A 12,778-nucleotide genomic window follows, 5' to 3' on the forward strand; every position below is an offset into this window, starting at 1 on the left:
GGCTTTCGCCGCATTGAAATCTTAAGGGCTAACGCTTAAACCACGGCAAACTCCAAGCTGATGCCACGAAAGGCCCTGTGATGGCAGACGATCTGTTCCCAATTGGCGAAGACATAACCCCCTACCGCAAGATCACGTCCGACTTCGTGTCGGTCGAAACCTTCAAGGGTCAGGAAATCCTGACCGTCGAGCCAGAGGGTCTGCGCCTGCTCGCGGAGACGGCGCTTTCGGACATCAACCACCTGCTGCGTCCCGGCCACCTGAAACAGCTCGCCTCGATCCTCGAAGACCCCGAGGCGACCGACAATGATCGCTTTGTCGCATTCGACCTCCTGAAGAACGCCAACATTGCCGCAGGCGGTATCCTGCCGATGTGCCAGGATACAGGGACCGCGATCGTCATGGGAAAGAAGGGCCGCCGCGTCTGGACGGACGGGCAGGACTATGCCGCACTGGCAGAAGGCGTGCGCGACGCCTATGAGCGCCGCAATCTGCGTTACTCGCAGCTCGCACCGATCAAGATGTTCGAGGAAAAGAACACCAAGACCAACCTTCCCGCCCAGATCGACCTTTATGAAGAGGGCGAGGATGCCTACAAGTTCTTATTTATGGCGAAGGGCGGCGGCTCGGCCAACAAGACCTTCCTGTATCAGGGAACACCGTCGCTTCTGACCCATGATCGGATGATCGACTTCCTTAAGGAGAAGATCCTGACGCTGGGTACGGCAGCCTGTCCCCCCTACCATCTGGCGATCGTCATCGGCGGCCTCTCCGCTGAGATGACGCTGAAGACCGTCAAACTCGCCTCGGCGCGCTATCTCGACGACCTGCCGACCGAAGGCTCGGAGAGCGGCCACGCCTTCCGCGATCTGGAGATGGAAAAGGAAATCCACAAGCTCACCCAATCTCTGGGCGTGGGCGCGCAGTTCGGCGGCAAGTATTTCTGTCATGACGTTCGTGTCATCCGCCTGCCGCGCCACGGCGCATCGCTGCCGATCGGCCTCGGTGTCAGCTGTTCCGCCGACCGCCAGGCCAAGGGCAAGATCACCCGCGACGGCATCTACATCGAGCAGCTTGAGACCGATCCGTCGAAATACATGCCCGAGATCGACGACACCGCGCTCTCCTCCTCGGTCGTCAAGATCGACCTCAACCAGCCGATGAGCGGCATTCTGGCCGAGCTCACCAAACATCCGGTCAAGACCCGCCTGTCGCTGACCGGCACGATCATCGTTGCCCGTGACCTCGCCCATTCGAAGATCCGCGACCGCCTGGAAAAGGGCGAAGGCATGCCGGATTACATGAAGAACCATCCGGTCTACTACGCCGGTCCGGCCAAGACACCAACGGGTTATGCCTCAGGCTCCTTCGGACCGACCACCGCCGGCCGTATGGACAGTTATGTCGACCAGTTCCAGTCTTTCGGCGGCTCGATGGTCATGCTGGCCAAGGGCAACCGCTCGCGCGCCGTGCGCGAGGCCTGCAAGACCCATGGCGGCTTCTATCTCGGTTCGATCGGCGGCCCGGCAGCACGCCTCGCGCAGGACTGCATCAAGAAGGTCGAGGTTCTGGAGTATCCTGAACTCGGCATGGAAGCCGTCTGGAAGATCGAAGTCGAAGACTTCCCGGCCTTCATCGTCACCGACGACAAGGGCAATGATTTCTTCCAGGAATTCAATCTCGGCTGAAACTCGTCGAAAATAATGCTTGCACGTTGCGGAGGGAAACCTCCGCAACGGCAAATTACCGCTTGTTTTACAAGAGGTTGCGCAAGTGAGCGCTGAATGCTCATTTTGCGCCCGTCACTTCTCGTGGCGACAAGATTAAACATTTTCCAATCATTTGCCGCTAATTGAATCTTTGGACCCTTGAATGTCTCGAGTGACCACCATTGGAGTTGGCCGAATGAGCACGGCAACACCGCCAAAGACGCAGATACCTGACGTTGCGGCACAGATCACATACGCAATGCGCTCGATGGGGGTAGCCCCGATCCCGCGCAATTACGAGCTGTTTTACGAAGCCTATATCGGCTCCAATCCGTCTCTCACCCGCGAGCTGGCAGCACTCGGTAGCCGTGCCACGCAGGACGAACTCGACGCGCTCGGAGAGCAGTATTTCGCCAACCATCAGGGCCGCACCATCGAGAACGCCCATTCCAAGCTGATCGGCGAACTGGATGGATTGCTGCGCCTTTTGCAGCAAGAACAGACCTCACTGCAAAGCTATAATCGGCTCCTCGGCGAGACCTATCACCGGATCAACTCTAAGAGCACGAACAGCGCCGACATCCTGCGCAGCGCCATCAGTATCTTGACGGAAGCCACGGGCTCGACCATGGCGCATGGCGAACAAACCGTCGTGCAGATGTCCGAACGGTCGAAGGAGATGGACGAAGTCCGTCGTGAACTCGATGAATACAAGCGGATTGCCAACACCGATTCCCTGACGCGCATTGCCAATCGTCGCGCCTTCGACGAAAAGCTGGCCGCCGTCTACACGAGCGATGCCAGACCGCTGGCGGCTCTCGTGCTCGCCGATATCGATAACTTCAAGAAGGTCAACGACGCCTACGGCCATCCGGTCGGCGACAAGATCCTCGCAACAGTTGCCACCGTAATCCGCAGCAACGTCCGCAAGGACTGCTTCGTCGCCCGCACGGGTGGCGAAGAATTCGCGATCATCATCGAGGGGAACACCGCAGAGGAAATCTTCCAGACCTGCGAACGAGTCCGCATTGCGCTTGAAACGACGCCGTTCAAGAACTCCAAGACCGGCGTCAATTACGGCCCGATCACCATATCGCTCGGGTTCGCCATGGCTGCCGATGCGGAAGATGCCGGCGAACTCTACGCGAAGTCCGACATCGCCCTCTATTGCGCCAAGAATGCCGGCAGGAACCGGACGAAGCCTTATGAAGACGGGATGAAGAAGGACTTCACCAAGAGCTGGCTGCTCTACAAGCGGTGACCCTCTCCGGAAGTCACCACATGGTCTTGGCAGCCCGCTCAGGCCATTCGCGATCATAGGTTTCCCGATCGAAGTCCTGCTTTGCAGCCTTCAGCATGTCACCAGGCGTCGGCAGGTCGTTCGCCGCGACCTGCCTTTCGACATTCCACAATTCCGCCCGCATCACGGCCCGCGCACACTGGAAGTATGCCTCCTCGATCGTCACCACGACGACGCTTCGCGGATGGCGTCCATCCATCTCGAAGCTTTCGAGAAGTTCGGGCGCGACCGAAACCACCGCCCGGCCGTTGATCCGCATGACACTGTTCGAGCCGGGAATGAGAAACATCAGTGCAACGCGAGGGTCCCGCACGATGTTCAGAAGCGAATCCACGCGATTATTGCCGCGCCAGTCCGGCAGCGCGAGCGTCCGGTCGTCTTCGATCCGCACCACCGCGCCGCGATCACCGCGGGGCGAGCAATCAAGGCCCTCCGGACCGACCGTCGCGAGCGACACGAAGGGCGAGTGCTCGATCATCGTCCTGTAAGCCGGGGTCAACGAGGCCGTCACCTTTGCGGTCGAGGCCTCACTTGCCTCACCATAGATCGCCTTCAAATCCTCAACCGTCGTTATCACTGTCATGCCGAACTCCTCACTCCGACCGCCGAGCCTAGCGGCAGCCCCGGGTTAGGCAAGAGCAATGACGGTTCTATGACACCTTGCGGTCCCCGGCCCTCGACACGCCCTCCGCGCCGGCCAAGAAGGATGCCACGGCAGTGATCACCTCCGGCGCGCTGACGATTCGGCGATGTCCGTGGCCATTGGCCCAGAGATGGCGGACATGCGGGGACACGCCGATATAGCGCTGCGCATGGCCGACATTGACCTCTTTGTCGTCCTCGGCATGCACCACAAGCAGCGGCCGGTCGATACGCCGCGCCACCGCGACACCATCCAGGTCTTCGACCTGCGCGCCGACGAGATCCACGGCCCGATTGCGCATCGCGCCGACGCTTCCACGCCCGAGCCCCACCATGGAAGCAAAGCCGTTGAATACCTCGCCCATGCTGGAAGGTGAGCCGATCAGCGCGATTCTCGGCGCATTCAGCGGCTGCAGTTCCGGAAAGACGCGCCCTGCCGCCATCATGACGGCGGCACCACCGAAAGAGTGGCCGACGACGCCATCGAACCGCCCGAAATGGCGCTCGGCGGCAACGATGGCTTCGGCCGCAATCTTGAGGTCAAGTCGGCGGCCGCTGGACGCACCATGCCCCGGCAGGTCAAGGGCCACCACTTCGGCACCCGTTTCACGCAATCCCAGCGCCATGTCAGAGAGATATTCCGCACGCGAGCCCCAACCGTGAACGACGAGAAACCGAGCCCCGTTGCGGCCTTCCGGTCCGGAGCTGAGGTGATGAGCGGCGGCCATGCCGCGCGTCAGCGCCAGACGAACGGTCGAGGCCTGGCGCAGCCGACTGCGTCCGGCGATGAAGACCTGCCGTGCCTTTTCGCCTTTCGGCCGACGGCTCGGGGTTCGACAGAAAAGCTCGAAGGCAATCCGGCCTGCAACGCTGGGTGAAACCTTCTCCAGCTGCGCGAAAGCCAGGCGGGTGACCTTGAGAGGAAAGGATGGCATAGTCGGAATCCCATCATAATGTTCAATGCTGAACAATAAAGTACAAGAATGAACGAAAAGCAAGCCTTCCCCTGGGACCATCCTCGTTTTCGCAGTTGGATATCGGTAGCGCGCGCCTGTCAGCTGATGCAGCAGGCACTCGCACGCGCGCTCGCTCCGCTCGACATCAAGCCACCGCACCTCGACATCCTGGTCAATCTCTACCGGTTCGAAGGGATTTCCCAGCAGGAACTCGCCCGCAAGCTGCTGGTTGGTCGCTCCAATATGAGTATGCTGTTGCCGCAGATGGAAAAGCGCGGGCTTCTCGAGCGCAGGGCCGACCAGCGGGACAAGCGGGTACTGAGACTTTTCCTGACGGAAGAGGGCCGGAGCCTGAGCGAGAAGGCGATGCAGATCCAGACGGAGCTCATCGAGCGGACACTGTCTGCAACGCCGCTCGACGACTGCCAACGCCTCGCCGAGACGATGGACCTCCTGATCCAGCGCATGCTTTCGGCCGACGGACTGGTCGATCCTGACCTCAGCGAGGATCGCGGCTGAGTTTCTTCTCCGCCAATTCCTGTTCGTAGGCAGCGAATTTTTCGCCGCCGCTCTCACCGAGTTCGCGCAGATAGTTCCAGGTGAAGATGCCGGTATCGTGGCCGTCGTCAAAGGCGATGCGGACGGCATAATTGCCGGTCGGCACCATCTGCCGGATCCCAACATTGCGCTTGCCCGGCACGGTGACTTTCTGGCCTGGACCATGGCCCTGGACTTCTGCCGAGGGCGACAGCACTCGTAACATCTCGGCAGGAAGCACGGCTGCGACGCCGTCATTGAAGCTCACGGTCAGCAGGCGCCTGTCCTTGGACACCTTCAGTTCGGTCGGCCAGATCTCGGTCATGCAGTTCTCGCTGTGCTTCAGGCAGTTGGCGCAGACCTAGGTCGATCCCGCGCCGTTTGCAATCCGAATTGATGCAACGGGCCGGTGTCAACTTGACGCCTGCAAGGCTTGGCACCACATTGCGTCAAACACCCGGGAGAGTTTTTTGGATCATAGCCCCGCCTATTGGCGCCATGCAGAACCGCTCGTTGACCGAGCAAGCCCGATGATTGACCCCTTTGGCCGGTCGGTTACTTACCTGCGCGTCTCCGTCACGGATCGATGCGATTTCCGCTGCACCTATTGCATGGCGGAAAACATGACCTTCCTGCCGAAGAAGGATCTCCTGACACTGGAAGAGCTCGACCGGCTCTGTTCCGCCTTCATCGCCAAGGGCGTGCGTAAGCTGCGCCTCACCGGCGGCGAACCGCTGGTGCGCAAGAACATCATGCATCTCGTACGCGGCCTCTCTCGCCATCTCGGCAGCGGTCTGGACGAACTCACCCTCACAACCAACGGCTCGCAGCTCGCCCGCCATGCCGCAGAGCTTGCCGATTGCGGCGTGCGCCGCATCAACGTATCCATCGACACGCTCGATCCTGCAAAATTCAAGGAAATCACCCGCTGGGGTGAACTCGACAAGGTGCTTGAAGGCATCCGCGCGGCCCAGGCCGCCGGCATCGGCATCAAGCTCAACGCTGTCGCTTTGAAGGATTTCAATGAACACGAGATCCCGGAGCTTTTGCGCTTTGCCCATGGCGAAGGCATGGATCTGACGCTGATCGAGACCATGCCCATGGGCGAGACCAGCGAGGATCGGACAGACCAGTATCTGCCGCTTTCCCTCGTGCGTAAGAGGCTCGAAGAACAGTTTACCCTCGACGAAATTCCCTACCGCACCGGCGGCCCCGCCCGTTATGTCGAGGTGAAGGAAACCGGCGGGCGTCTCGGCTTCATCACGCCGCTCACCCACAATTTCTGCGAAAGCTGCAACCGTGTCCGCCTGACCTGCACAGGCACGCTCTACATGTGTCTCGGTCAGGATGATGCCGCTGACCTGCGTACCGCACTGCGCGCCTCCGACGACGATGCCTATCTTTCTGCCGCGATCGACGAAGCGATTTCGCGCAAGCCCAAGGGCCACGACTTCATCATTGATCGCAACCACCGCAAACCAGCGGTGGCCCGCCACATGAGCGTCACCGGCGGCTGAGCGCCGCCGGCTTGGTCTTCACAGTTACGCCGACCGGCGATAGGCCTGTGGCGCACCGCGCTCAGTATCGGTGCGGAAGCGCGAGATCTTGTGCATCAGGATATCGACGCGCTGGCGCAGGCCCTGGATCTCAGCATTGTTCTCCTCGACCATGGCGGCGTTCTGCTGGGTAATCAGCTCGACATCTCGCACGGCAGACGTCACCTCGCTGATGCCGGTCGACTGCTCGCGGGTCGCAGCCGAAATGCGTTCCACCAGCGACTGCACCTCTTCGACCTGATCGATGATCGACTGCAGCGCGACACCGGTATTCTCGACCAGTTCGACACCCGACTTGACCTGATTACCGCTGACGGAGATCAGCGTCTTGATCTCCTTAGCTGCATTGGCGCAGCGCTGTGCAAGGTCACGCACTTCCTGTGCGACGACAGCAAAGCCACGGCCCGCCTCGCCGGCTCGAGCCGCTTCGACACCCGCGTTCAGTGCCAGCAGATTCGTCTGGAAGGCGATCTCGTCGATAACGCCGATGATGGTCGAGATCTTCTCAGAGGAACGGCTGATTTCAGCCATCGCCTCAACCGCCTTCTTGACCACCACGCCGGACTGGCGAGCGTGATCGCGGGCCGACTGGACGGACTGGGCGGTGCGCCCTGCCCCGTCGGCCGTCGAGCGTACGACATCGCTCAGATGCGAGAGCGCCCTTACGCTTTCCTCAAGCGCCGCGGCCTGCTGCTCGGTCCGGCGTGCAAGATCATCGGCAGAGACAGCAAGGTTCTCGGTGCCGGCATTGATGTCGACGCTGGCCGCACGAACCTCTTCGAGCGTCGCACGCAGGGCTTCCACCGCCTGATTGTATGTCGAGGCCATGGCGACGAAATCGGCCGGCAGGTCGTCACGCATGGAGACGTTGAGCTGGCCGTTGGCAAGTGCCTCAAGCACCGAGGACAGGGCTTCGAGCGCAGACCGCTGGTCGGCCTCGACACGGGCGCGGTCCTGGGCACGCTGCGCGCTTTCCCGCTCCGAGCGGGTGCGCGCAGCTTCAGCTTCTTCTTCCAGGCGTCTGTTTTCGAGCGCCGCATCACGGAAAACGGTGACCGAACGTACCATATCGCCGATTTCGTCGCCGCGATTGCGGCCCTCGATCGCGACGGACAGGTCGCCGCTCGCCAGTCGCGACATCACGCCGGTGATCCGCTTGAGCGGCGCACGCAGTGTCTCGACCAGCATCAGACCGCCGATGATCGCAAGCAGGGTGCCGACGACCATGGTGATGACGGAAATCGTCGCTGACCGTTCGCTGTCCTCGCGGCCGATTTCCTGGGCTTGGGCGACGAAATTGCGCAGCGATTCCATCGCAGCAGAAACCGCCGCATTGGCGGCCAGCCGTTCGTTCTGCCAATTGCGCCCTGCGTCCAGCATCGCTTGCGACTTTTCGGTGATCGCGAGCAGATGCGGCGCAATCTTCTGCGGGAAGTCGCGAAGCGCACTGTTCTTGGCACCGAGCTCGGAGATGCGCCCGGCGACAGACTGAAGCGCTTCCATTTCGCGGATGACAACGACGCGGCGCTCGTCGTCCAGCGAACCCAGCATCTGCTGCACCCGCAATTCGATGGTTGCAACACCAAGTGCTGCTGTATCGACCAGGGCCATCAGCTCCTTCTGCTCGGCAACGAGTCTGTCGAGGCTGACGAAGCGATCGGCGGCGACATCGCCGTTCTTGGCGGCCTGCAATGTGATCTTCTGCTCGATCTCGACGAGTTCGGACAGCACAAGGCCGAGTTCCCGCGCACTGTCCTCGACCGGGCCAGATTGGCCAAGGATCGTCTCAATCTTGGCGATTGCGGCACCAACTTCACCAACGAGAACCTTGCCCTTTTCGGACGCGATCTCGTTTGCCTTGGCCAGATCCTTCTGCATCGGAGCGAGATAGAGTTTGGCTTCGTCGAGCTGTTCTTCCGGAGTGAAGGCCATCTGCACGCCGACACGCAATTTGCCGAGACGGTCGAGCAGCGTCTTGAAGGCGGAGGCGTCGAACAGCAGTTCCTTGGCGAAGCGCTCCTTGCCGGCAAGATCGTCGCGGACGAAATCGACTTGCTTGACGATCTGCTGGCCCTCCGCCTGCAAGGCGGCAACGGCCGCGTTCAGGCCGGAATCCAGTTCCTCGCGCGCGGTCTTGTTGTCCCACAGGGTCGAAGTCTGAACTCGCATCTGCGCCGGCAACTGCGTCAGTGCCGACAGGTCGACGGTCTGAGCCTGCTTGGCGAGCACGCCGTTCAGCACACCGAGCCCCCTGTCCTGACTGTCGATGGCCGAAAGAAGAGCTGCCCTGCTCTCCTCTGTCGGATCGAGGCTGAACTCCTGCAGGCCCTGCTGCAGCTTCTCCAGATCGCTGATATTGCCGATTGTGGCACGCGTGACGGTCATATGCCCGTTGAGGGTGGTGGCAGTCCAATAGCCCAGGAGGCCGACACCGGCCATGAGCAGAACGAGAGGAACAACAAAAAGCAAAACCTTGGTGACGATCCTGCGACTTTGCAGGAGGCGATCAATAAAACTCATGAGACCCTCGGAAAGGCCGAAATCCCGCGAGCTCATCGCGCAGGATCGAAGGAAAGGAGCCGCCTCATGCAGTTCCATCGGCGAGCTTGTCCTTGGGAGTTTGAGCAAAGGTTAACCGGCCACCGCGTTTTTGGCACTGCAGCATCGTTTCAGGGCCACAACAGCGGGAATAAGGTTTCTCGCGCGTGCTCCTTGGTCTAGAACCAGCGGGTACGCACGGGAATCGAGCATGGCATTATCCGAGAACACCCGAGGCGCCCTTCTGATGGCGATCTCGATGGCGGGCTTCACCTTCAACGACGCTCTGACGAAATCGGTTACCTCGGAACTGACCGTGGCGCAGATCATGTTCGTGCGCGGCGCCTTCACCGCCGTGCTGGTCTATATCGTAGCGCGCCGCATGGGTGCGCTCGACCACATCAAGAACATCCTGCAGCCCCTGATCCTGCTGCGCATCGCCTTCGAGACGGTCGCAGCCGTCGCCTTCCTCGCAGCGCTCGGCCAGGTGCCGCTCGCCAATGCCTCGGCAATCCTGCAGTCTCTGCCTTTGGCCGTGACCCTTGGCGCCGCCTTGTTCTACAAGGAGCCCGTGGGCTGGCGTCGATGGACGGCGATCGGTCTCGGCTTCATCGGCGTGCTCGTCATCATCCAGCCAGGCCCGGAGGGCTTTACGCTCGCCTCGCTCTACATCGTCTTCTGCGTGATCACCGCAGCCGGCCGTGATCTCGTCACGCGCCGGATAGATCCAAGCATCTCGTCGCTCTCGGTCACCCTTTTCACCGCAGCCTCCATCTCCTTTGCCGGCCTGCTGCTCATTCCCGTCTTCGGCGGCTGGCAACCGATGTCCGGCAGCGCGCTCGGCAAGCTCGCCTTTGCCTCGATCTTCCTGTTTGCCGGCTATCAGGCGATCATCATGGCCATGCGTACCGGCGAGATCTCCTTCATCGCGCCCTTCCGCTACACAAGCCTGCTCTGGGCGGTTCTGCTCGGCATGCTCTTCTTCGGTGAAGTGCCGGATGTCTGGATGATCGTCGGCGCTACCATTGTCATCGGCTCCGGCCTCTACACATTCTATCGCGAGAGCAAGCGAAAGGCGGCCCTCGCCCGCCGCGCCGATCCGGCCTCCCCGGGCTGATCTCGATTGCAGTGCAAGGACATTTGAGCGTGCAGCAGCAGTCTCGCTTTCTCGACAGGGCCACGGCCCCGCATATCGTCAGTCTCGTGGCGATTGCCGGATTGTCGGCCCTGACGATGAACATTTTTCTGCCGGCGCTGCCGGCCATGGCGCTGGATTTGCGCGTCGACTACGACCGGGTGCAGGTCCTGGTCTCCGGCTATATTGCGATGACCGCCCTGGTGCAGCTGGTCATCGGCCCTCTGTCGGATCGCTACGGCCGGCGACCGGTGATGATCGGCGCACTGCTGATCCTGATCGTCTCCTCACTGGTCTGCCTGCTGGCAAGCTCGATCGAGGTCCTGACATTCGCCCGGATGATCCAGACGGCTGTGGTCGCGGGTCTCGTTCTATCCCGCGCCATCATCCGCGACATGGTCCCCATGGACGAAGCGGCCTCGATGATCGGTTATGTGACCATGGGCATGACGCTCATCCCGATGATCGGCCCGACGCTCGGCGGCGTGCTCAGCGACAATTTCGGCTGGCGCTCGAATTTCGCAGCCATCCTGATTGCAGCACTTGCCGTCCTGCTGCTTGTCTACCGCGATCTCGGCGAGACCAACCGCCAGAAGAGTGGCAGTTTTTCCGAACAGTTCCGGGCCTGGCCGCGGCTTCTCGCATCCCCCCGCTTCTGGGGCTACACCATGGCCGGCACCTTCACGTCTGGCGCCTTCTTCGCCTTTCTCGGCGGTGCACCCTTCGTCGGCGGCACACTGATGGGCCTGACGCCCAGCATGCTCGGCCTGCAGTTCATGTTCATCGCAGCCGGCTATATTGCCGGCAACTATCTGTCCGGTCGTTTCGCTCGCCGCGCAGGCATCGACATAATGATGCTGGTCGGTGGCGTGGTCGCGCTGGTCGGCGCCGCCATTCCGATCATCCTGCTTGCCCAGGGATATGTCTCCTATCTGGCCTTCTTCGCCCCGCAGGTCGTCGTCGGCTTCGGCAATGGCCTCTCCCTGCCGAGCACCAATGCCGGCATCGTCAGCGTCCGGCCGGAACTCGCGGGCTCGGCTTCCGGGCTCGGTGGCGCGATCACCATGGGCGGCGGCGCCTTCGTCTCCTGGCTTGCATCCCGCATACTGTCGGTCGAAACCGGCGCAATGCCCTTGCTGCTCGTCATGCTCGCCTGCTGCATCCTTGCCCTCGTCGCAGTCGTTTTCCTGCGCTTTGCGCCAGGGGAAGAGCGGTGAGCCCATGACGCACGAGTTCCGACCGCCCGCCGTCATTCTCGCTGGCGGCCTGTCGCGCCGAATGGGCGCAGACAAGGCGGAACTGAAACTGCGCGCGACACCGCTCGCCCTCAGGGTTGCCGAACGGTTGCAGCCGCAGGTGTCTGCAGTCTACCTCAACGCTTCGGAAGGACACCCGCTCGCAGCGCATCTCCCGCTGATACCGGACACGCGTCCCGACCGGCCCGGTCCTCTCGCTGGAGTGCTGGCAGGCTTGAAGCGATTTACCGAATTACCTGACGCGCCGACGCATGTCCTGACCACCCCCTGTGACACACCCTTCCTGCCCCGCGATCTGGTGATGCGCCTGGGAGAACTCGCGAGAAGCGAAGCGATCGTGCTGGCAGCCAGCAACGGCCGAAGCCATCCGATCACGGCACTCTGGCCGGTCACTTTGGCAGAGGATCTGGAACATTGGCTTGATGACCCGAATCATCGTCGCGTCTTCGACTTCGTCGCCCGCCACCCGGTGGAGATCGTGGACTTCACCCCTTTCGAAGGGCCCTTTGGTCCAGTCGACCCCTTCTTCAACATCAATACGCCCGACGACCTCGCAATCGCCGAGGCCATTATCGATCAGGGTTCAAGATGAAGATGACCAATGCCCCGCGCATCTTCGGCATTGCCGGTTGGAAGAATTCGGGAAAAACCGGTCTTGCCGTGCGTCTCGTCGAGGAATTCACCCGGCGCGGCTTCAGGATTTCGACCATCAAACACGCCCATCATGACTTCGACATCGACAAGGTCGGTGCCGACAGCTACCGGCACCGTGAGGCCGGCGCCCATGAGGTCGTCATCGTGTCCGGAACCCGTTATGCGATCATGCATGAACTGCGTGGCGCTCCCGAACCGAGTTTCGAGGAAATCCTCGCCCGCATCGGCCCCTGCGATCTCGTGCTGATCGAAGGCTACAAGCGTGAGCCCGTGCCGAAGATCGAAGCGCGTCGGGAGGCATCCGCCAACCGCGAACCTCTGGCACCAACGGATCCGCACATCCGCGCGATCGCGGCCGATCACCGCGTCGAGGACACCGATCTGCCGGTCTTCGACCTCGACGACACCATGGCGATTGCCGACTTCATCGGCTCGGTCACCGGTCTGCCAGACCGGTCCTGATACTCCGCCAAAAGAAAAGGCCGCCGGATCGCT

Annotated in this window: 12 protein-coding genes; 8 read left to right on the forward strand and 4 right to left on the reverse strand. The window is 61.5% G+C overall.

All coding sequences use genetic code 11. From position 1 onward, the window contains the following. Positions 1-80: 80 nt before the first annotated feature. The gene (locus BW978_RS20085) at positions 81-1,688 is read left to right on the forward strand and encodes a fumarate hydratase (RefSeq protein WP_076397605.1); all 1,608 of its coding nucleotides are present in this window, start codon (positions 81-83) and stop codon (positions 1,686-1,688) included. A gap of 217 nt (positions 1,689-1,905) precedes the next feature. Further along, positions 1,906-2,970 carry a GGDEF domain-containing protein gene (locus tag BW978_RS20090; RefSeq protein ID WP_076397606.1) on the forward strand — a complete coding sequence of 355 codons (1,065 nt, stop codon included), beginning with the start codon at positions 1,906-1,908 and terminating at the stop codon, positions 2,968-2,970. A gap of 13 nt (positions 2,971-2,983) precedes the next feature. On the opposite strand, the gene BW978_RS20095 is transcribed toward BW978_RS20090, so the two are convergent. After that, a complete protein-coding gene (locus tag BW978_RS20095) occupies positions 2,984-3,592 on the reverse strand; it encodes a pyridoxamine 5'-phosphate oxidase family protein (protein ID WP_076397607.1) in 609 nt (202 codons plus the stop codon). A gap of 67 nt (positions 3,593-3,659) precedes the next feature. Further along, positions 3,660-4,586, reverse strand: a complete 927-nt coding sequence (locus tag BW978_RS20100) for an alpha/beta hydrolase (RefSeq protein ID WP_083697659.1) — start codon at positions 4,584-4,586, stop codon at positions 3,660-3,662. Between the two features lie 48 nt (positions 4,587-4,634). Between BW978_RS20100 and BW978_RS20105 the strand changes: the two genes are divergently transcribed. Then, the gene (locus tag BW978_RS20105) at positions 4,635-5,126 is read left to right on the forward strand and encodes a MarR family winged helix-turn-helix transcriptional regulator (protein ID WP_076397608.1); all 492 of its coding nucleotides are present in this window, start codon (positions 4,635-4,637) and stop codon (positions 5,124-5,126) included. Here BW978_RS20105 and BW978_RS20110 read toward each other — a convergent pair. After that, complete coding sequence (locus BW978_RS20110) at positions 5,107-5,469, reverse strand: gamma-butyrobetaine hydroxylase family protein (RefSeq protein WP_076397609.1); 363 nt, start codon at positions 5,467-5,469, stop codon at positions 5,107-5,109. The two genes, BW978_RS20105 and BW978_RS20110, sit on opposite strands and share 20 nt — an antisense overlap. Positions 5,470-5,674: 205 nt before the next feature. Here BW978_RS20110 and moaA point away from each other — a divergent pair, with 205 nt between their 5' ends. Continuing rightward, positions 5,675-6,661, forward strand: a complete 987-nt coding sequence (gene moaA / locus BW978_RS20115) for a GTP 3',8-cyclase MoaA (RefSeq protein ID WP_244552018.1) — start codon at positions 5,675-5,677, stop codon at positions 6,659-6,661. Positions 6,662-6,685: 24 nt separating this feature from the next. On the opposite strand, the gene BW978_RS20120 is transcribed toward moaA, so the two are convergent. Then, positions 6,686-9,220 (reverse strand): methyl-accepting chemotaxis protein, encoded by a 2,535-nt coding sequence (locus BW978_RS20120; protein ID WP_076397663.1) that lies wholly within the window; start codon positions 9,218-9,220, stop codon positions 6,686-6,688. Positions 9,221-9,449: 229 nt separating this feature from the next. Here BW978_RS20120 and BW978_RS20125 point away from each other — a divergent pair, with 229 nt between their 5' ends. Genes BW978_RS20125 through mobB form a run of 4 tightly spaced genes read left to right on the forward strand, consistent with a single transcriptional unit; the run spans position 9,450 to position 12,745 of the window. Next, positions 9,450-10,355 (forward strand): DMT family transporter, encoded by a 906-nt coding sequence (locus BW978_RS20125; protein WP_076397611.1) that lies wholly within the window; start codon positions 9,450-9,452, stop codon positions 10,353-10,355. Positions 10,356-10,384: 29 nt separating this feature from the next. After that, positions 10,385-11,590: a multidrug effflux MFS transporter gene (locus BW978_RS20130; RefSeq protein ID WP_076397612.1), complete on the forward strand. Its 1,206-nt coding sequence runs from the start codon at positions 10,385-10,387 to the stop codon at positions 11,588-11,590. Between the two features lie 4 nt (positions 11,591-11,594). Continuing rightward, positions 11,595-12,221: a molybdenum cofactor guanylyltransferase MobA gene (gene mobA, locus BW978_RS20135; RefSeq protein ID WP_076397613.1), complete on the forward strand. Its 627-nt coding sequence runs from the start codon at positions 11,595-11,597 to the stop codon at positions 12,219-12,221. Positions 12,222-12,223: 2 nt separating this feature from the next. Beyond that, positions 12,224-12,745: a molybdopterin-guanine dinucleotide biosynthesis protein B gene (gene mobB, locus BW978_RS20140; RefSeq protein WP_076397614.1), complete on the forward strand. Its 522-nt coding sequence runs from the start codon at positions 12,224-12,226 to the stop codon at positions 12,743-12,745. Positions 12,746-12,778 lie beyond the last annotated feature (33 nt).

The sequence above is a fragment of the Rhizobium sp. RU33A genome (assembly GCF_900156055.1).
Lineage (GTDB): Bacteria > Pseudomonadota > Alphaproteobacteria > Rhizobiales > Rhizobiaceae > Allorhizobium.

Excerpts from the sequence above, each read along its gene's own strand:
- BW978_RS20110 (WP_076397609.1), bottom strand. The coding sequence starts at position 5,469 with ATGACCGAGATCTGGCCGACCGAACTGAAGGTGTCCAAGGACAGGCGC.
- BW978_RS20105 (WP_076397608.1), top strand. The coding sequence starts at position 4,635 with ATGAACGAAAAGCAAGCCTTCCCCTGGGACCATCCTCGTTTTCGCAGT.
- BW978_RS20095 (WP_076397607.1), bottom strand. The coding sequence starts at position 3,592 with ATGACAGTGATAACGACGGTTGAGGATTTGAAGGCGATCTATGGTGAG.
- BW978_RS20085 (WP_076397605.1), top strand. The coding sequence starts at position 81 with ATGGCAGACGATCTGTTCCCAATTGGCGAAGACATAACCCCCTACCGC.
- BW978_RS20125 (WP_076397611.1), top strand. The coding sequence starts at position 9,450 with ATGGCATTATCCGAGAACACCCGAGGCGCCCTTCTGATGGCGATCTCG.
- BW978_RS20120 (WP_076397663.1), bottom strand. The coding sequence starts at position 9,220 with ATGAGTTTTATTGATCGCCTCCTGCAAAGTCGCAGGATCGTCACCAAG.
- mobA (WP_076397613.1), top strand. The coding sequence starts at position 11,595 with ATGACGCACGAGTTCCGACCGCCCGCCGTCATTCTCGCTGGCGGCCTG.
- BW978_RS20100 (WP_083697659.1), bottom strand. The coding sequence starts at position 4,586 with ATGCCATCCTTTCCTCTCAAGGTCACCCGCCTGGCTTTCGCGCAGCTG.
- moaA (WP_244552018.1), top strand. The coding sequence starts at position 5,675 with ATGATTGACCCCTTTGGCCGGTCGGTTACTTACCTGCGCGTCTCCGTC.
- BW978_RS20090 (WP_076397606.1), top strand. The coding sequence starts at position 1,906 with ATGAGCACGGCAACACCGCCAAAGACGCAGATACCTGACGTTGCGGCA.
- mobB (WP_076397614.1), top strand. The coding sequence starts at position 12,224 with ATGACCAATGCCCCGCGCATCTTCGGCATTGCCGGTTGGAAGAATTCG.